The following is an 18,823-nucleotide window of genomic DNA, read 5'->3' as shown; positions in this document are numbered from 1 at the left end:
ATGGCAAGGGATGGCTTTAGGCCAACGTCGTAAACGTCGCGTTTATGCGCCGGACGGAATTGCGTCGTCGCTGTGCCAGTCGGGGACGGGCCGGGGGAAAAATGCGACAAAGGACCGGCGGGCCTTATCTGGCCAGCCGGTCCTTTCGATGCGGCCCGCGGATGGAAGGCCGCAAAAAGGCCGGGGCGGCGTAGCGGGGAGAGGGATGCCCGCCGGCCCCGGCAATCCGGCAATAATGTCAGGCGGCGAGCGCCATTTCGTCGCGCTTTTCGGCGGGTGCGTCGCCTTCGATCGCGGTCATCGCCGAGGGCGCGGCTTCGGCCTTGCGCGCCGGAAAGAGCAGGCGCGCGGCGAGCACGACGCCGCCGAGCAGGAAATAGGCCATGAAGGTCTGCACGGGGAAGAAGAAGAGCGGCGCGATGAACGCGAGGCGGAGCCACAGCGGGTTGAAGCCGAAGTCCTGGCCCACGGCCTCGCAGATCCCGAAGAAGGTGTCGCGGCGGCGGAAGAGATTGGTGGTTTCGTTCTGCATCTTTTCGTCTTTCCCTTTGGCTGCGAGCAGTGTCCCGCACCGATGCCGGAAGCATCGCAAAGGCCGTGCCAATTTTTGCAACCCCTCGAATTTCCGGGTTTTTCCCGTCTCGCCTCGACAGGCTGCCCCTCATTTCTCGTGAATCAATTCCCAATGGGTGGGAATGATCGCCATTTGATGGGTAGCGCCTGAACGGGCGATGAAGCCCGCGCATCGCCCCGATGCGCGCTATGTGACGAAGAAATATGAAGATTCAAAGAGAGGCGCGAAAAATTGCGCGACGCAGTATCGCGGCAAGCTTTTGCCCGGTTCAGAGCGCCCCGCGACGCATTGCGCCGATCGTTGCCGGGCGCGCGAAAAACATCGCTCCGACGACGCAGGCCCCGAAGAGCAGGCATTCGATGCCCGAGGTGGCGGTCTTGCTGACCAGCCCGAAACCCTCCTCGCCGAAAAGCGCGCCGATCGCGTCGAGCCGGACGCGCGATTCGGGAAAGCGCCGGAGAAGGAAATCGAGGCTGCCGCCAAGAAAAGTCCCGCCCGAAAGCGAAATGGCGATGCCCGCCGCGGCGGCGACCAGCCCGCCGAGGGCGGCGCTCCCCGACAGCGTCAGCATGCGGCGTCGTGCCGCCCAAGCAGCGAAGCCGACGGCCGCACCCAATATCAGGCCCTCCGATGCGCCGGTCATATCGCCCGGCGACCGGCCGAGCAGCAGCGCGAAGGCATCGAGACCGACAAGTCTTGCGGCGCCGCCGGTCATCAGGCCGCCGACCGCGCTGCCCAGCACCGTCCATTGCCAGCGCCGGTCGGGCGCGAATTCCGCCGCCGCAATTCCCGCGCCGACGCCGGCTCCGGCGGTCAGCCCGACAGTCATGTTGATCGCGAGCAGGACGAACAGGACCGACGTGCCGCCCATCGGGGCCCCGATTCCGATGCCGAAGCCATAGAACAGGCCGCCGAGCACACCGGCGACACCCCCGCCCATCGTGGCCGCTGCGGCGGCTTTCAGCGCATCCGCCCATCGGTTTGGGGAGATTTGGAAGGCCGCTCGGGCGCGAGTGTTACCCTCTACGACTTCGACCGCGCCGATGAAGCGATAGCCATGCTTGGGCACTGTCTCGATGAAACGCGGGTTTCCCGCATCGTCGCCGAGCAGGCGGCGCAGTGCGCGAATGCACTGCGTCAGGGCTTCGTCAGTGACGGGCACGCCGTGCCACACCTCGGCCATGAAGCGGTCCTTGGTTACGAGCCGCCCGTGCTCGCGCAGCAGCAGCCAAAGCGCGTCGAAATAGCGGTTGCCGAGCTCGACGGCAGCGCCCGACCGGCACAGGCTGCGGCCGGCGGGATCGACCGTGAAATCGTCGAACTGATAGCGGCCCGGATCCATTTTTCAGCAAAATCTCACGAACTGCTCATGCCGTTCATCGGCCGGCAGCGTAGGATAAAGCCGCAAATATCGAAGGAGGCAAGTCCATGGACGGCAAAGTGCGAATTGGGTGGAACGGCTGGCGCGCTGCGCGCTGGGGGATGGCGACAGCGCTGTTACTGACGCCGGCGGTGATGATGCAGGTCAGAGACGACTGGCATTGGGGGCCGGCCGCCTTTCTGCTGGCCGGGGTTATGATCTTTGGTCCCATTCTCGCTTATGAACGCACAGCGCGCCTGTGGCCGAGCCTCGCCTATCGAGGCGGCGTCGCCACCGCACTTGTGGTCTCCTTCCTGCTGGTCTGGATCAATCTGGCGGTGGGCATATTGGGAGAGGACAATCCGATCAATTTCAGCTTTTTCCTGCTCGTTATGGCGTCGGCGGTCGGCGCGTTCGCGGCACGGCTCCGTCCCGACGGCATGGCGCGCGCGATGTTCGGCACGGCCGTGATGCAGGGACTGCTCGCCCTTGCGATCGCGACCGCACCCTCGGCCGCAAACGAGCCCCGCGGCACCGCCGGCGCGCTTGTGCTTTGCGGCTTTTTCGCGGCGATGTGGCTGGTCGCGGCAGCGCTGTTCCACCGGGCAAGCAGGGAAGGGCGCTGAAAATCAGCCGTCGCCCCCGCGAAGGCGGGGGCCGCTGGAGATGTGGCGCAAGGCCGACTGCGGCCCCCGCCTTCGCGGGGGCGACGGAGGTTTACTGGTCGAGGAACGATCGCATCTTGCGCGACCGCGACGGGTGCTTCAGCTTGCGCAGCGCCTTCGCCTCGATCTGGCGGATGCGCTCGCGCGTCACGCTGAACTGCTGCCCGACCTCTTCGAGCGTATGGTCGGTGTTCATCCCGATGCCGAAGCGCATGCGCAAGACGCGCTCCTCGCGCGGGGTGAGCGAGGCGAGGACGCGGGTGACCGTTTCCTTGAGGTTCGACTGCACCGCGGCGTCGACCGGGATGATCGCATTTTTGTCCTCGATGAAATCGCCGAGGTGGCTGTCTTCCTCGTCGCCGATCGGCGTTTCGAGGGAGATCGGCTCCTTGGCGATCTTCATCACCTTGCGCACCTTTTCGAGCGGCATCGACAGGCGCTCGGCCATTTCCTCCGGCGTCGGCTCGCGGCCGCTCTCGTGCAGGAACTGGCGGCTGCAACGGACCAGCTTGTTGATCGTCTCGATCATGTGGACCGGGATACGGATCGTGCGCGCCTGGTCGGCGATCGAGCGGGTGATCGCCTGGCGAATCCACCAGGTCGCATAGGTGCTGAACTTGTAGCCGCGGCGATATTCGAACTTGTCGACCGCCTTCATCAGGCCGATATTGCCTTCCTGGATCAGGTCGAGGAACTGCAGCCCGCGGTTCGTATATTTCTTGGCGATCGAGATGACGAGGCGCAGATTCGCCTCGACCATTTCCTTCTTGGCGATGCGCGCCTCGCGCTCGCCCTTCTGGACCATGTTCACGACGCGGCGGAACTCGGCCAGGCTCATGCCCGCGGCCTGCGCGATCTCGCTGATCTCGGTGCGGATGCGGTCGACCGCGGCGGCCTCATTTTCGGCGAAGGCGGCCCATTTCTTGTCGATCCCGCCGACTTCGTCGAGCCAATTCTCTTCGAGTTCGCGGCCGATATAATGGTCGAGGAACGACTTGCGCGGCACCTTGTGGCGCTCGGCGAGGCGCAGCATCTGGCCGCCGAGCGCGGTCAGGCGGCGGTTGTAGCTGTAGAGCTGGTCGACCAGATATTCGATCTTGGTGCCGTGGAACTGCACGCTTTCGACCTGCGCGGTCAGTTCTTCGCGCAGCTTGTGATATTTCTTTTCCGACGCCGCGGGAAATTCCTCGCCCGCCGACAGCGCCTCGAGCCGCGCGTCCTGCAGCTTCTGGAACGCCTTGAAGCTCTTGGTAATCGCCGCGAATTTCTCGAGCGCGTCGGGCTTGAGCAATTCCTCCATCGCGGCGAGGCTCAGCGTATTGTCCTCATCGTCGTCGTCGAAGCCCTCGCGCTTCTTGGCCGACCCTTCGCCGTCCTCGTCGTCGCCATCGGCTTCGGGCTCGTCCTCGACCTCGTCGTCGTCCTTGAACGAGACGCCCGCGGTCTTTTCGCTGATCTCGCCGTCGCCCTCTTCCTCTTCATCGAGGTTTTCGGGCGCCGGATCCTTGGTCAGCATCGCTTCCAAATCGACGATTTCGCGCAGCTGCATGTCGCCATTGTTGAGCGCGTTCGACCATTCGATGATCGCGTTGAAGGTCAGCGGGCTTTCGCACAGGCCGAGGATCATCGTGTCGCGGCCCGCCTCGATGCGCTTTGCGATCGCGATTTCGCCTTCGCGGCTGAGCAGTTCGACCGCGCCCATCTCGCGCAGATACATGCGCACCGGGTCGTCGGTGCGGTCGACCGTTTCCTTCTTCTTCTCGACCGCGGGGTTCGACACCGACCCCGTGCCGGCGGAGACGTCGACCTCGTCGTCGGTTTCCTGCTCGGCCTCTTCCTGGACGTCCTCGTCGCTTTCGACGATGTTCACGCCCATGTCGGAGATCGCCGACATGATGTCCTCGATCTGCTCGGACGACATCTGGTCCTGCGGCAGCGCCTCGTTCAATTCGTCATAGGTGAGGTAGCCGCGCTTCTTGCCGCGCGCGATCAGCTTCTTGACGTCGGCTTCGTTGAGGTCGATCAGCGGAGCATCGGTTTCGGCGTTGGTCTTGGTGGCCATCTATTCTTCCTGCCTAAAGGGCAAATCGCAAATTCATCAGCGCTGGCTGTTTTCGGTCAGCGCAGCCAGCCGGCGGGTCAAATCCTCGTCCATCGCGCGCAGTTTCTGCTGTCGCGCATGGCCTTCGTCGTCCATCGTGCGCATATAATCCGCGGTTGCTTCTGCGAGCCGCGCACGGATTTCCGGCTGGGTCACCAGCACGCCGATATATTCGTCGAGGTCGCGAAGCGCGGTTTCCCGCGCCGCATCGGCCCCTTCGCCGTCTTCCAGCCGTCGAGTGAACGAGAAGTGCATTCCATCGGCTCTGAGCAGCGTCGTCGCCCTATTATACACTTTCATCGGCTCCAATATGGCAAGCAACCCCTCGCAATCAAGCCCTTCCTGAGCGATTGCGTTGTCAAGCATCGCCGCGAGCAATTCGGCGTCGGCCGGATTGCCGATCGTCAGCCGCGACAACTCCTCCTCGTGCCGCGCCAGCGCTTCGGGATAGCGCAGCAATCCGCCGATCAGCGCCGCGATATAAGGCGCGGCGATGCCGGCTTCGCCGATCGAACGCGTTTCTGCCCCCGGAGGTTGCAATCGCGGGTCGGGAAGGAAGCGCCGTCCGCCGCCGCGCTGGTGTCCCGAAGGCGCCCACGGCACGCGCGGGCCGCGCTCGGGCCGGGCGCGCGCGAACAGCGCATCGAGCCGTTCGCGAAACGCCTCGCGATAATGGTGCCGAACGTCGGGGTCCTGAATCGCATCGGCGTGGGCGAGCAGCCGCGTCTTGAGCGCCGCGCGTTCCTCGGGCGTCGTCAGCGGCGCCGCCGCGACCTCGTGCGCCCACAGGCGCTCGACGAGCGGCTGCGCCTCCTCGAGGATCGCGGCAAAGCCCTCGGCACCCTTCGCGCGGACGAGGTCGTCGGGGTCCTGCCCTGCCGGCAGCGTCGCGAAGGCAAGGCTGAAGCCGGGGCGGAGGAGGGGGAGTGCGCGTGTCGCGGCGCGCATCGCCGCCTTTTGCCCCGCGGCGTCGCCGTCGAAGCACAGGACCGGGACGGGCACCATCCGCCAGAGCATTCCTAGCTGATTCTCGGTCAGCGCGGTGCCGAGCGGCGCGACCGCGTCGGCGATCCCCGCCTCGGCGAGCGCGATCACGTCCATATAGCCTTCGACGACGATGATGCGGTTCGTCTGCCGCGACGCGGGGCTCGCCTTGTCGATGTTGAAGAGCGTGCGCCCCTTGTCGAACAAGGGCGTGTCGGGCGAGTTCAGATATTTAGGCTCGCCATCGCCGAGAATGCGCCCGCCAAAGGCGATCACCCGCCCGCGCGCGTCGCGGATCGGGATCATCAGGCGCCCGCGAAAGCGGTCATAGGGCTCCTTGTCGTCGACCGAAATCAGCATGCCCGCCTCGACGAGCATCGCGGTCGGGAATTTCTTGAGCGCCTCTTTGAGTGCGGTGCGGCTGCCTGGCGCAAGGCCGAAGCCGAAGGCGCGCCGCGTCGCCTCCGATATGCCGCGCTTCGCCAAATAGTCGCGCGCGGGCGCGCCGTTCGCGCTGTCGAGCTGCTGCACGAACCATTCCGCCGCCGCCTGCGTCACGTCGCGCAGGCTCGCCTGCGCCTCGGCCTTTTTCGCCGCGCGCGGGTCGGGCGCGGGAACATCCATCCCCGCCTCGCCCGCGAGCTCCTTCACCGCATCCATGAACGACAGCCCGCGCTGGTCGGTCATCCAGCGGATCGCATCGCCATGCGCGCCGCAGCCGAAGCAGTGATAGAATCCCTTCTCGTCGTTGATCGTGAAGCTGGGCGTCTTCTCGTTATGGAAGGGGCAGCACGCCTTATACTCGCGGCCCGCGCGGGTGATCTTCACCGTGCGGCCGATGAGGGTCGACAGGGTGATGCGCGAACGCAGTTCGTCGAGCCATTGGGGGGTGAGGGTCATCAGCGTGGCATGCCCACCCCCAACCCCTCCCGCAAGCGGGAGGGGAGAAGAGTCACGTTCGCGGTCATATGTCCCCCTCCCGCTTGCGGGAGGGGTTAGGGGTGGGCAGATGGGCAAGCTGCCGCTCGATCTCGCGCACCACGCCGTCTATATTTCCCATCACATCGCTGTTCGTAAAGCAAAGGACTCGGTAGCCGCTTTCCGTCAGCCAATTGTCGCGATGTACGTCATGGGTTTGGCGCATGTCGTGCGAATGTCCGTCCAGTTCGATGACCAAATGGGCTTCGCGGCAAAGGAAATCGGCAAAATAGGGGCCGACGGGCATTTGGCGGCTGAATTTCCAACCAGCGACTTTTCGTCGCGATAGGCAGCGCCACAGCGTTCGCTCGGCTGGCGTGGCGGCGTTGCGCAACTCCCTGGCGCGCGGCGTGTCGCGGGGCTGAAACTGTCCGTCCATCCTAGGGCGTATGCCCACCCCCGACCCCTCCCGCAAGCGGGAGGGGAGAAGTAAGATCGCTGCCGTTGCTCCCTTCCCGCTTGCGAGCAGGGCCAAGGGAGGACAGCGCTTGCCGGAAGCTCAGCCCAAAGCCCCCTTCACCCACGCGCTCGCCTTGCTCATGTCGAGCTGGCTGCCGTGGCGTTCCTTCACCGCCGCCATCACGCGGCCCATGTCCTTGACGCTCGCTGCGCCGAGTTCGGCGACGATCGCCGCGATCGCGGCCTTGGCTTCGTCCTCGCCCATCTGCGCGGGCAGGAAATCCTCGATCACCGCGACCTCGGCGGCTTCGGCGTCGGCGAGTTCCTGGCGGCCGCCCTGTTCGTACATCGCGATCGATTCGCGGCGCTGCTTGACCATCTTTTGCAGGACATCGGTGACCAGCACATCGTCGTCGGCGGGCGCGGTGCCGGTCCTCAGTTCGATGTCGCGGTCCTTGATCTTCGCCAGCATCAGCCGGATCGTGCCCAGCCGCGCCTTGTCGCCGGCCTTCATCGCGGCGACCTGCGCAGCCTTGATGTCATCGCGAATCATGCGTGTCCCCATGCGCTGCCATTTCGGAAAGAAGTCTCTTTAGCGACAAGATTCATAATCCGATAGCTTGTGAATCACTTTTTTGCTTACTAGTTGGTCGGCCGTTTAGCCTTCCGACCGGAGCATCAAAAATGGCCCCCGCCACGCCCAAAGCCACGCCCGAAACCCAGCCCGCCGGCGCAACGGGCGTCCTTGTCCTTGCCGACGGCACGATCGTCTGGGGGCAGGGCTATGGCGCGACCGGCGCCGGGGTCGGCGAAATCTGCTTCAACACCTCGATGACCGGCTATCAGGAGATACTGACCGATCCGAGCTATGCGGGGCAGATCGTCACCTTCACCTTTCCGCATATCGGCAATGTCGGCGCGAACCCCGAGGATGTCGAGCGCGACCGGCGTGCGGCGATCGGCGCGATCACGCGCGAGCTGCCGACCGCGCCCAGCAATTTCCGCAGCCATATGCCGCTGCCCGAATGGATGGAATCGCAAGGGCTGATCGGCCTCGCCGGCATCGACACGCGCGCGCTCACGCGGCGCATCCGCGATGCGGGGGCGCCGAACGGGGTGATCGCGCACAGCGCGGACGGCAAGTTCGATATCGACGAGCTGCTCGCCATGGCGCGCGGCTGGCCGGGGCTCGAGGGGATGGATCTGGCGAAGGAGGTCAGCCGCGGCGACATCGGCGACTGGGACGCGGGGACATGGGAATTGGGCAAGGGCTACCAGTCCCCCTCCCGCTTGCGGGAGGGGCTAGGGGAGGGCATGTCGACCTCCGCCTCCACCGAAACAGGCCCTCCCCCGACCCCTCCCGCAAGCGGGAGGGGAGATGATCGCCCCCATGTCGTCGCGGTCGACTATGGCGCGAAGGACAATATCTTCCGCAATCTGGTGAAGGCCGGCGCACGCGTCACCGTGGTGCCCGCGACCGCGAGCCTCGACGAAGTGCTCGCGCTCGAACCCGCGGGGGTGTTCCTGTCGAACGGCCCCGGCGACCCCGCGGCGACGGGCGCCTATGCGGTGCCGGTGATCCGGGGGCTGCTGGAGCGCGACGTGCCGATCTTCGGCATCTGCCTCGGCCACCAGATGCTCGCGATCGCGGCGGGGGCAAAAACGGTGAAGATGCACCAGGGCCACCGCGGCGCGAACCATCCGGTGCAGCGCGCGGAAGACGGCGTGGTCGAGATCACCAGCATGAACCACGGCTTCGCTGTCGACGCCTCGACGCTGCCCGCGGGCGTGGTCGAGACGCACAAGAGCCTGTTCGACGGATCGAACTGCGGCATCGCGATCACGGGGAAGAAGGCGTTCAGCGTGCAATATCACCCCGAAGCGAGCCCGGGGCCGCAGGATAGCTTCTATCTGTTCGAGAAGTTTGTGGGTGGGTTGGAGTGATTGCTGGTATTTTTCTCTTACGGGGGCTGCTGAGTTGAACGCGTTAGAGCAATATTTGGCTGCTGCCATGATCCAAATTGAAGCGGAGGATAGCGGGCGTCGAACAATTCGAGCGAAGAAGCTCGGTCGATGCGCGGGATCTGCGAAAAAAATTGCGGACCTCATTTGGGAGAGATTCGCCTTTCGGGCTGATTCGTCTGAGGTTGAATCGGTCCTGGAGGCGCTGGAGTATTTTGCAATATCTGATTTGGAGCATAGCCCAGCCACCGGCGGATACTGGACAGTAAATGACGACAATTTCACCTATTACTTCAAGGACGAGGTCAGTGATGAGGATAAGAGCGAGGGTTTTGACGAATTAAAGAGTTATGGATCCTCTCTCCGCATTCTCTGCGCTTATGCCCGTAACGGTGAGGACTACATTTTTGACGCAATGGAGGCTTTGCGTCAGATGGACGAAGATGCGTTAGAGGCACTTCGGTTGGAACACAGCGACCGAGCGTTCGCTAGTGATCGAGTAGTCCAATTTTCCCACAATCAGGTTGAGAGCCTTAGCAAAAAATCGACGGAGATTATCGATCTAGTATCGAAGGAAAATTCGATTGATCAGACGCCTGGATTGCGAGAACAGATTCTGGGCCAACTGAAGGCGGGGCGAGAACTAATCCGAGCAGGTTGTGCTCGCGTTTATCTTCTGCAGTTAGCGCTCGTCGAAACGCTGACATTCTTGGCGAAGCGATATGAGAAAGAAGCGATCGGCGCTTTAGCGTCTCAGCTGGTGGCCGAGTTAATCAAAATCTTTGGAACTAAATAGATAATGCCCAAAAGAACCGACATCCAATCCATCCTCGTCATCGGCGCCGGCCCGATCGTTATCGGTCAGGCATGCGAGTTCGACTATTCGGGGACGCAGGCGATCAAGGCGCTGAAGGAGGAGGGCTATCGCATCGTCCTCGTCAACTCCAACCCGGCGACGATCATGACCGATCCCGACCTTGCCGACGCGACCTATGTCGAGCCGATCACGCCCGAGATCGTCGCGAAGATCATCGAAAAGGAGACCGCCGCGTTTCCGGGTGGCTGGGCGGTGCTGCCGACGATGGGCGGGCAGACCGCGCTCAACACCGCGCTCGCGCTCGCGCAGGACGGCACGCTTGCGAAATATGGCGTCGAGATGATCGGCGCGGATGCCGAGGCGATCGACAAGGCCGAGGACCGGCAGAAGTTCCGCGACGCGATGGACAAGATCGGGCTCGAAAGCGCGCGCTCGGGCGTCGCGCACACGCTCGACGAGGCGTTTGCGGTGCTCGAACGCACCGGCCTGCCCGCGATCATCCGCCCGAGCTTCACGCTCGGCGGCACCGGCGGCGGCATCGCGTATAACCGCGAGGAGTTCGAGCATATCGTCCGCGGCGGCCTGATCGCCTCGCCCACCACCGAGGTCCTGATCGAGGAATCGCTCCTCGGCTGGAAAGAATATGAGATGGAGGTGGTGCGCGACCGCAAGGACAATTGCATCATCATCTGTTCGATCGAGAATGTCGATCCGATGGGCGTCCATACCGGCGACAGCATCACCGTCGCCCCGGCGCTGACGCTGACCGACAAGGAATATCAGATCATGCGGGGCGCCAGCATCGCGGTGCTGCGCGAGATCGGGGTCGAAACCGGCGGGTCGAACGTCCAGTTCGCGGTCAATCCGAAGGACGGCCGCCTGATCGTGATCGAGATGAACCCGCGCGTGTCGCGGTCGTCGGCGCTTGCGTCGAAGGCGACGGGCTTCCCGATCGCCAAGGTCGCGGCGAAGCTCGCGGTCGGCTACACGCTCGACGAGATCATGAACGACATCACCGGCGTCACCCCGGCGTCGTTCGAGCCGACGATCGATTATGTCGTCACCAAGATCCCGCGCTTCGCCTTTGAAAAGTTCAAGGGGTCCGAACCCCTGCTGTCGACCGCGATGAAGTCGGTGGGCGAGGTGATGGCGATCGGGCGCACGATCCATGAATCGTTGCAAAAGGCGCTGCGCGGGCTGGAAACGGGGCTGTCGGGCTTCAACTTCGTCGACCGGCTGGTCGGCGCGAGCCACGAGCAGCTCAAGAGCGAGCTCGCGCGGCGCACCCCCGACCGGCTGCTCAACGCCGCGCAGGCGATCCGCGAAGGGCTGGCGCTCGAAGAGATCAACCGCATCGCGGGCTATGACATGTGGTTCCTCGAGCGCATCGCGGAGATCGTCGCCGCCGAAAATGCGGTGATGAAGGACGGCCTGCCGCGCGACGCGGCGGGGCTGCGCAAACTGAAGGCGATGGGCTTTTCGGACAAGCGCCTCGCCTATCTGGCGCTCCAGTCGGCGCATCTGCGCAATGGCGCGCGCGGCGTCGCGCACGGCACCGGGCTGATCCACGAAACGGTCAAGGCGATGACCGGCGGCGTTACCGAGGCCGAGGTGCGCGCGCTGCGCCACAAGCTCGGCGTGCGGCCGGTCTACAAGACGATCGACACCTGCGCCGCCGAATTCCAGGCGCAGACCCCCTATCTCTATTCGACCTATGAAGCGCCGAGCTTTGGCGAGGCGGAGAATGAGGCCAATCCGTCCGACCGCAAGAAGGTCGTGATCCTCGGCGGCGGGCCGAACCGGATCGGGCAGGGGATCGAGTTCGATTATTGCTGTTGTCACGCCTGCTTCGCGCTCGAGGATGCGGGCTATGAAACGATCATGGTCAACTGCAACCCCGAGACGGTGTCGACCGACTATGACACGTCGGACCGCCTCTATTTCGAGCCGCTGACCGTCGAGGATGTGCTCGAAATATTGCACGTCGAAATGTCGAAGGGCACGCTCGCCGGGGTGATCGTTCAGTTCGGCGGCCAGACGCCGCTCAAGCTCGCGGGCGCGCTCGAGGAAGCGGGCATCCCGATCCTCGGCACCTCGCCCGACGCGATCGACCTCGCCGAAGACCGCGAACGCTTTGCGGCGCTCGTCAACAGGCTGGGCCTGAAGCAGCCCGAGAATGGCATCGCGCGCAGCCGCGAGGAAGCGATCGCGGTCGCGTCGCGCATCGGCTATCCGGTGCTCACCCGGCCGAGCTATGTCCTCGGCGGCCGCGCCATGGAGATTGTCGACGACCAGGCGCAGCTCGAAAACTACATCGAGACCGCGGTGCAGGTGTCGGGGGATTCGCCGGTGCTGATCGACCGCTATCTGCGCGACGCGATCGAGGTCGACGTCGATGCGCTGTGCGACGGAACCGATGTCGTCGTCGCGGGCGTGCTCCAGCATATCGAGGAAGCCGGCGTCCATTCGGGCGACAGCGCCTGCTCGATCCCGCCCTACAGCCTGCCCGCCGGCATCATCGCCGAGATCGAGCGCCAGACCGACGCGCTCGCGCGCGCGCTTGGCGTGCGCGGGCTGATGAACGTGCAATATGCGGTGAAGGACGGGGAAGTCTATCTGATCGAGGTCAACCCGCGCGCGAGCCGCACGGTGCCCTTCGTCGCCAAGGCGGTCGGATCGCCGATCGCCAAGATCGCGGCGCGGGTGATGGCGGGCGAGAAGCTCGCCGACCTGCCGAAGATCAACCGCGACATCAAGCATGTTGCGGTGAAAGAGGCGGTCTTTCCCTTCGCGCGCTTTCCCGGCACCGACCCGGTGCTCAGCCCCGAGATGAAGTCCACCGGCGAAGTCATGGGAATCGACAGCGATTTCAACCTTGCCTTTGCGAAGGCGCAGCTCGGCGCGGGCGACCGCCTGCCGACCGACGGACGGCTGTTCGTGTCGGTCAAGGACAGCGACAAGCCGCGCATCGTGCCCGCAGTGAGGAAGCTCGCCGACTGGGGGTGGCAGGTGATCGCGACCGGCGGCACCGCCGACTATCTGGCGGGGCAGGGAATCGCGGTCGAGCGCGTGAACAAGGTCGCCGAAGGGCGCCCGCACATCGTCGACCGGATCAAGGACGGCGACGTCCAGCTGATCTTCAACACCACCGAGGGATGGCAGAGCTTGCAGGATTCGCAGTCGATCCGCGCTTCGGCGCTCGCCGCCGACATCGCCTATTATACGACCGCCGCAGCGAGCGAGGCGGCGGCCGAGGCGATCGGGGCGCTGCGCGCACGGTCCCTTGAAGTGAAGCCGCTTCAGGACTATTATTGAGGCACCGCTCCACTCCCCGACATTGACGGAAACAGCGGCCTGGCCGCCCGGCGAAGCTTCGCTGGTGCTGGATTATTGACGAAGGACAACAGGATAATGGCAAGCGTTGAAAAGGTGCCGATGCTGGCAGAAGGCTATGAGAAGCTGAGCGCGCAGCTCGCCGCTCTCAAGGCCGAGCGACCGCAGATCGTCGATGCGATCGAGGAAGCCCGCGCGCACGGCGACCTTAGCGAAAATGCCGAATATCACGCCGCGAAAGAGCGTCAGGGCCAGGTCGAAGCCTCGATCGGCGACCTCGAGGACAAGCTGTCGCGCGCGCAGATCATCGACCCCTCGACGCTGTCGGGCGACCGCATCGTGTTCGGTGCGACCGTGACGCTCGCCGACGAGGACGACAAGCCGGTCAAATATCAGATCGTCGGCCAGGCCGAAGCCGATGCCAAGGCGGGCAAGATCAGCTACAACTCGCCGCTCGGCCGCGCGCTGATCGGGCGCAAGGTCGACGACGAGATCGAGGTCACCGTGCCCGCGGGCGACAAATATTATCTGGTGACGAAGATCGAGTTCCTCTGAGGGACGGCAGGCGATGAAAGCGCAGGCCGCGCCGCTGGTCACGGGCTATGCGCTCGCCTGCGTCGTCCTTTTCATACTGCTGTCGATCACGGGATTTCAGGTCGACGCGATCGTGCGCGCGGGGTTCATTCCGGCGCGCGCGGGGAGCGAACTGGTCCTGCCGCCGGGGACGTTCGTGCCCTTCGCGCTGACGCCGCTCACCGCCGCCTTCCTGCATGGCGGCGTGCTGCACATCGCCTTCAACCTCGTCGTCCTGCTCTATATAGGGCGTCAGCTCGAAGCGCCGCTGGGGTCGAAGGCGACCGCGGTGCTGCTCGTCGCGGGCGCCTATGCCGGCGCGCTTGCGCACTGGCTGTCGGGGCCGCAGTCGGCGGTGCCGATGATCGGCGCGAGCGGCGCGATTTCGGCGCTGATCGCGGTCTTCGCGCTGATCTTCAGCCGGTCCGAAACGCGCGCGATCGGCCCGATTCCCAGCCATTGGGTGCGCGCGCTGTGGCTCGCCGCGGCGTGGATCGGGGTGCAATTGCTGCTCGGCTTCGCAGGGAGCGGCGGTTTCGGTTCGATCGCGATATGGGCGCATGTCGGCGGTTTTGTCGCCGGCCTTGTCCTCGCCCGCCCGCTGCTGCGCTGGCGCTTCGGCGCGCGCTAGCGGCTCCCCCCTCCTCTTCAGAGGAGGGGCAGCGAGACTTACGCGCTTTGCGCGTTAGTCGCAGCGGGGTGGTGCGGGGCCTCCCGCGCGCTGGCGCGCCACCACCCCAACCCCTCCTCTGAAGAGGAGGGGCTCAAAGGTTTAGCAACCCGCCCGCGAGCAGCATCGCGACGCGCACGTCGATCCCGCAGCCTTCCTTGCGTTTCGCCGCGACGAAATCGGCGATGCCGTCGAGCGGGACGCGGTGGACGATGATGTCCTCGCCGCTGACTCCGCCGCCGGGGCCGATCCGGGTGAGCCCGGTCGCGACGAGCAATGTAAAGCTCTCGCTCACCATCCCCGGCGAGCTGTAGAATTCGCCCACCGTGCGCCAGTGCGCGGCGGCATAGCCCGTCTCTTCCTCCAGCTCGCGTTCGGCCGCGATCTCCGCCGCCTCGCCGCTCGTTTCGTCACCGACGAGGCCCGCGGGAAGCTCGAGGCAGTTGACCTTCAACGGCACGCGATATTGCTCGACCAGAATGACGTGCCGGCCGTCGGGCGCGTCGTCGATCGGCAGGATGACCGCGGCGTGGATGCCGCGCGAGCGCGCGACATATTCCCATGTGCCCTGTTGCCTGACGGTGATGAAGCGGCCTTCCCACGGCGTTTCGATGGGGGTGTCGGGGGAGGGGCGGGTCATGGTATCTCCTATCCGTCATTGCGAGCGAAGCGACGCAATCCAGAGCGGTGCGCGCCAACGCTGGATTGCCGCGCGGCTTCGCCGCTCGCAATGACGAAGGGCTTATACCAAGATGCAATGATCGCAACCTATGAGGATTTCCAGTCCCGTTTGCTGGCGAGGAGCAGCGGAAGCGGCGATGTGGTTCATCGCCGCGACGTTGCGACGAAGTCCAGCGGACGGGACTGGCAACCCTGCGGGCGGCCTTCTGGCGGCTCCCGGACAGCGTCACGCCCTCGGACCGATGAACCCATCGCCCCCTTCGGCCGTTCCTTGCCGGAAACCGCCAGAAGGCCGTCCTCATAGGTTGCGATCATTGCATCTTGGTATTACAGTTCGATCAGCCGGTCGGGCAATTCGTTCGGATTGCCGTCGCTCTTGGGGAAATGTTCGGCGAGCACGGCGCCCATGCGCGTGACCGCCTCCGCCATGCCCGCGCCGGGCTCGCCCGCGCGGATGCGGTCGATCAGCGCTTCCATCGCCTCGCCCCAAACCGTCGGCGCGACCTTGGACGCGATCGCCTCGTCGGCGACGATATCGGCGCGATGCTCCTTCAGGCTGACATAGAGCAGCACGCCGGTGCGCCCGAGCGTCTTTGCCTCGGTGCCGACCTTGAACAGGTCGATCGCGCGGGCGCGCACCCGGCCGGCCTTGACGGCGCGCGGGGTCAGGGCGAGGCGCAGCGGGCGCCACAGCAGGACCAGCCAGACGCCGATCCATTTGAGCGCGCCGAGCCCGATCACGATCCCGAGCCATTCGTTCGCGGTGAGTTCGTGCCCCCAGCCGCCGGTCAGCCAGTCATATTTGGCGCGGAAGAATTCGGGGCAGAGCGCAACGAGCGACATGGCGAGAAAGGCGATGGCGCTCGCCCAGACGAGCGCGACATCGTCATAATCGTTCGACTGCCGCGCGATCACCGTGACGATCTCGCCATCGGTGTGCGCCTCGGCCGCCGCCACTGCGTCGGTGACGCGCTGATGATCGGCTTCGCTGACGTGGCTGACTTTCCTCAATGCCATCGCTTCGATCTCCTACCAGCCGCCCGAGGCGCCGCCGCCGCCGAAGCTGCCGCCGCCCCCCGAAAAGCCGCCGAAGCCGCCACCGCCGCCGCCCCAGCTGCCGCCCCCCCACGAGGAGCCGCCGCCTCCACCGCCGCCCCAATGGTCGTCGCCCCAGATGATGATCGGCGCGCCGCCCCACGGCCGGTGACGGCGATGGCGCTTGCCGCGCCGCCCGAAGGCGGTGAGCATCGGCAGGATGAAAAAGAAAAAGACGATGAAGCCCAGAAAGAACAGCCCGCCGATATTGCCGTCGTCGGCGCGGTCGCGTTCTTCGGCGGCGGCGGCCTGCGCGCGCGCGGCGGCCTCTTCGGGCGGAAGCTGGATCTGCTCGGCGATCGCATCGACCCCGGCCTGGATGCCGCCCGGATAGTCGCCGTCCTTGAATTTGGGGGTGATGTCGTCGCGGATGATCCGGCCCGACAGCGCGTCGGTCAGCACCGGTTCGAGCCCGTAGCCGACCGAGATGTTCATCCGCCGCTCGTTCGGGGCGATCAGGAAGACGACTCCGTCATTCTCCGCCTTGCCGCCGATCCCCCACGCGCGGCCGAGCTTGTAGCCATAGTCGGCGACGTCATTGCCATCGAGGCTGTTCACCGTCGCGACGACGAGCTGGTGCCCGCTGGTCTTTTCGAGCTCGGCGAGCTGCGCGGTGAGGCTCGCTTCCTTGTCGGAGGGGATGATGTCCGCCTGATCGACGACGCGGCCGGTCAGCTTGGGAAAATCCTGCGCCGCCGCGGGTGCGCCCGGCAGCAGCAGCGCCACGGAGAGCGCCACTGCTGCGAAGGGGCGGGTGAGGGCGTTCAGGCCCACCTTATTGCCCGAAGTCGACCTTGGGCGCCTCGTTGGCGTTGGGGCTGGTCGCCTTGTACGGGGTCATCGGCTTCGCGCCATGGACGATCTTGGCGCCGATGATGTCGGGGAAGGTGCGGATCGTCGTGTTATAATCCTGCACCGCGGCGTTATAGTCGCGGATCGAGATGTTGATGCGGTTTTCGGTGCCTTCGAGCTGGGTCATCAGGTCGGCAAAGCGCCCCTGGCTCTTGAGGTCGGGATATTTTTCGACCGTCACGAGCAGGCGGCCGAGCGCGCTCGACACATTGCCCTGCGCCTGCTGGAATGCCTGCACCTTGGCCGGGTCTTCGAGGTCGTCGGGCGACAGCTTGACCTGCGTCGCCGAGGCGCGGGCCTGAATCACGCCTTCGAGCGTCGATTGCTCGATCTGCGCGGCGCCCTTTGCGGTTTCGACGAGGTTGGGGATCAGGTCGGCGCGCCGCTGGTACGCGGCCTCGACATTCGCCCATTGCGCCTTGGCGGCCTCTTCCTTGGTCGGAACGCTGTTGATGCCGCAGGCGGACAGCGACACTGCCGCGACGGGCACGATCATCCAGCGGGCGGAACGAAAGCTCATGGATTTATCTCCCTCCGGCGGCGTTTTGCCGCAACAATACAGGACATAGGATGCCGCTTGCCTTTGCGCAATCATCGCGGCACCCTTGGGCCTCGGCAGCCAAGCGCAGGAGAGCTTTAACATGCTGGCAGAATTCAGGGAATTCATCGCAAAGGGCAATGTCATGGACCTTGCCGTCGGGGTGATCATCGGCGGCGCCTTTGCGACGATCACCAAATCGCTGACCGAAGATGTCATCATGCCGATCGTCGGCGCGATCTTCGGTGGTGCCGATTTTACGAACCAGTTCATCCGCCTCGGCCCGCTTCCCGAGGGTGTCGCGCCAGGCGACTATGCCGCACTCAAAGAGGCGGGGGTCGCGATGATCGGCTATGGCGCCTTTCTGACCGCGGTGATCAATTTCCTGATTCTCGCCTTCATCATCTTCCTGCTCGTGCGCGCGGTGAACCGGATGACGCGCAAGCAGGAGGAAGCCGCACCGGCACCCGCGGGGCCGAGCGAGGTCGACCTGCTCGTCGAGATTCGCGACGAACTGCGCAGGAAATAGCCGCTTTGCCCGCGCGGCTCGCCCCGCGCCGGTGGCGTATCCGCGACAAAAAGCCCGCTTGCGCTCTTTCCATGCGCGGTCGGGCTTCCTATATGGGTCGTGCCGGTTTCGGCCGGCTATGAGGATAAATGGTGTCGTGGAATAGACACAGCGGACCCGGGGGCAGTACCCGGCGGCTCCACCACAAACCCGCGTTTGCCAGAAGGGGCGCGCGGGCTTCTGACGGGGCCGAACCAGGATCGACGTGTGTTCAAAGACGATGTTTTCTTCCGGGCTGAGTAACCCGTAAAAGGCTCAAACCTATAAGTGCTAACGATAACGAAGCACTCGCTCTTGCTGCCTAACCGATAAGCCTCACGGCCTAAGGTTAGACAAATAGAACGCGGTTCGGACCGAACCGGGCAACAGAATCGGATACCAGCGGCTGGGGACGAGCCGGGCAACAGAATCGTCCCACCTTTCCTTCTTTTGTGGCGGTGTTTCGATGCGGCAGGACGCGATCGCGCGTCGGCGGCCGACGGCTGCTTCGGGGTGTCCAGTTGCCATCGCCGTCTTTGGTTATCGCGGGCAGGGTCCGCCTCGCCGTTTCAAAGTTCAGCAAAGTTCAGCCTTGTGCAGCCGCCGATGGGTCGCGTTCGGCGAACATGCCACGCCGGCTCGCGCCCGTATCCGTAAAGCCGGGCCGTGACCGCTTTTATCCACCTATCGAAAG

The 18,823-nt window shown here is 64.9% G+C and carries 17 protein-coding genes and 1 other RNA gene; 8 read left to right on the top strand and 10 right to left on the bottom strand.

The window, feature by feature from the left end; genetic code table 11:
- Nucleotides 1-238: 238 nt before the first annotated feature.
- Nucleotides 239-532, bottom strand: coding sequence for a PspC domain-containing protein (locus CHB69_RS05360; protein WP_089214959.1), 294 nt, complete (start codon nucleotides 530-532; stop codon nucleotides 239-241).
- 310 nt (nucleotides 533-842) lie between these two features.
- Nucleotides 843-1,916 (bottom strand): winged helix-turn-helix domain-containing protein, encoded by a 1,074-nt coding sequence (locus tag CHB69_RS05355; protein ID WP_089214958.1) that lies wholly within the window; start codon nucleotides 1,914-1,916, stop codon nucleotides 843-845.
- Nucleotides 1,917-2,002: 86 nt separating this feature from the next.
- Between CHB69_RS05355 and CHB69_RS05350 the strand changes: the two genes are divergently transcribed.
- A complete protein-coding gene (locus tag CHB69_RS05350; protein ID WP_141133917.1) occupies nucleotides 2,003-2,560 on the top strand; it encodes a hypothetical protein in 558 nt (185 codons plus the stop codon).
- Between the two features lie 91 nt (nucleotides 2,561-2,651).
- Here CHB69_RS05350 and rpoD read toward each other — a convergent pair whose 3' ends face one another.
- From rpoD to CHB69_RS05330, 4 genes are all read right to left on the bottom strand, one after another.
- Complete coding sequence (rpoD, locus tag CHB69_RS05345) at nucleotides 2,652-4,661, bottom strand: RNA polymerase sigma factor RpoD (protein ID WP_089214956.1); 2,010 nt, start codon at nucleotides 4,659-4,661, stop codon at nucleotides 2,652-2,654.
- 36 nt (nucleotides 4,662-4,697) lie between these two features.
- Complete coding sequence (dnaG, locus tag CHB69_RS05340; RefSeq protein ID WP_089214955.1) at nucleotides 4,698-6,584, bottom strand: DNA primase; 1,887 nt, start codon at nucleotides 6,582-6,584, stop codon at nucleotides 4,698-4,700.
- A 64-nt stretch (nucleotides 6,585-6,648) separates the two neighbouring features.
- Nucleotides 6,649-7,041: an endonuclease domain-containing protein gene (locus CHB69_RS05335; protein ID WP_089214954.1), complete on the bottom strand. Its 393-nt coding sequence runs from the start codon at nucleotides 7,039-7,041 to the stop codon at nucleotides 6,649-6,651.
- Nucleotides 7,042-7,161: 120 nt separating this feature from the next.
- Complete coding sequence (locus tag CHB69_RS05330) at nucleotides 7,162-7,614, bottom strand: GatB/YqeY domain-containing protein (protein WP_089214953.1); 453 nt, start codon at nucleotides 7,612-7,614, stop codon at nucleotides 7,162-7,164.
- A 131-nt stretch (nucleotides 7,615-7,745) separates the two neighbouring features.
- Between CHB69_RS05330 and carA the strand changes: the two genes are divergently transcribed.
- The 5 genes from carA to CHB69_RS05305 all read left to right on the top strand — a co-directional run bounded on the left by carA (nucleotide 7,746) and on the right by CHB69_RS05305 (nucleotide 14,377).
- On the top strand, nucleotides 7,746-9,005 hold the full coding sequence (carA, locus tag CHB69_RS05325) for a glutamine-hydrolyzing carbamoyl-phosphate synthase small subunit (protein WP_089214952.1): 1,260 nt from the start codon (nucleotides 7,746-7,748) through the stop codon (nucleotides 9,003-9,005).
- Nucleotides 8,992-9,819, top strand: a complete 828-nt coding sequence (locus CHB69_RS05320; RefSeq protein WP_141133916.1) for a hypothetical protein — start codon at nucleotides 8,992-8,994, stop codon at nucleotides 9,817-9,819. The genes carA and CHB69_RS05320 overlap by 14 nt, the downstream gene beginning before the upstream one ends.
- Nucleotides 9,820-9,822: 3 nt before the next feature.
- Complete coding sequence (gene carB, locus CHB69_RS05315) at nucleotides 9,823-13,155, top strand: carbamoyl-phosphate synthase large subunit (protein ID WP_089214950.1); 3,333 nt, start codon at nucleotides 9,823-9,825, stop codon at nucleotides 13,153-13,155.
- Nucleotides 13,156-13,251: 96 nt separating this feature from the next.
- On the top strand, nucleotides 13,252-13,728 hold the full coding sequence (gene greA / locus CHB69_RS05310) for a transcription elongation factor GreA (RefSeq protein ID WP_089214949.1): 477 nt from the start codon (nucleotides 13,252-13,254) through the stop codon (nucleotides 13,726-13,728).
- A gap of 13 nt (nucleotides 13,729-13,741) precedes the next feature.
- Complete coding sequence (locus CHB69_RS05305) at nucleotides 13,742-14,377, top strand: rhomboid family intramembrane serine protease (protein WP_089214948.1); 636 nt, start codon at nucleotides 13,742-13,744, stop codon at nucleotides 14,375-14,377.
- Between the two features lie 133 nt (nucleotides 14,378-14,510).
- Here the strand turns inward: CHB69_RS05305 and CHB69_RS05300 are convergent, their stop codons facing one another.
- The 4 genes from CHB69_RS05300 to CHB69_RS05285 form a co-directional block, all read right to left on the bottom strand.
- Nucleotides 14,511-15,056 (bottom strand): NUDIX hydrolase, encoded by a 546-nt coding sequence (locus CHB69_RS05300; protein ID WP_089214947.1) that lies wholly within the window; start codon nucleotides 15,054-15,056, stop codon nucleotides 14,511-14,513.
- Nucleotides 15,057-15,424: 368 nt separating this feature from the next.
- On the bottom strand, nucleotides 15,425-16,114 hold the full coding sequence (locus CHB69_RS05295) for a TPM domain-containing protein (RefSeq protein WP_170935445.1): 690 nt from the start codon (nucleotides 16,112-16,114) through the stop codon (nucleotides 15,425-15,427).
- A gap of 12 nt (nucleotides 16,115-16,126) precedes the next feature.
- Nucleotides 16,127-16,966 (bottom strand): TPM domain-containing protein, encoded by an 840-nt coding sequence (locus CHB69_RS05290; RefSeq protein ID WP_425442405.1) that lies wholly within the window; start codon nucleotides 16,964-16,966, stop codon nucleotides 16,127-16,129.
- A 1-nt stretch (nucleotide 16,967) separates the two neighbouring features.
- Nucleotides 16,968-17,564: a LemA family protein gene (locus tag CHB69_RS05285; RefSeq protein WP_089214946.1), complete on the bottom strand. Its 597-nt coding sequence runs from the start codon at nucleotides 17,562-17,564 to the stop codon at nucleotides 16,968-16,970.
- A 121-nt stretch (nucleotides 17,565-17,685) separates the two neighbouring features.
- Here CHB69_RS05285 and mscL point away from each other — a divergent pair, with 121 nt between their 5' ends.
- Complete coding sequence (mscL, locus tag CHB69_RS05280; RefSeq protein WP_089215088.1) at nucleotides 17,686-18,111, top strand: large conductance mechanosensitive channel protein MscL; 426 nt, start codon at nucleotides 17,686-17,688, stop codon at nucleotides 18,109-18,111.
- Nucleotides 18,112-18,173: 62 nt separating this feature from the next.
- Nucleotides 18,174-18,530, top strand: a transfer-messenger RNA (tmRNA) gene (gene ssrA, locus CHB69_RS05275).
- Nucleotides 18,531-18,823: the final 293 nt, after the last annotated feature.

The sequence above is a fragment of the Sphingopyxis indica genome (assembly GCF_900188185.1).
GTDB lineage: Bacteria > Pseudomonadota > Alphaproteobacteria > Sphingomonadales > Sphingomonadaceae > Sphingopyxis > Sphingopyxis indica.
Note: the sequence above shows the minus strand (reverse complement) of the source record. Positions and strands in the feature narration are given on the sequence as shown.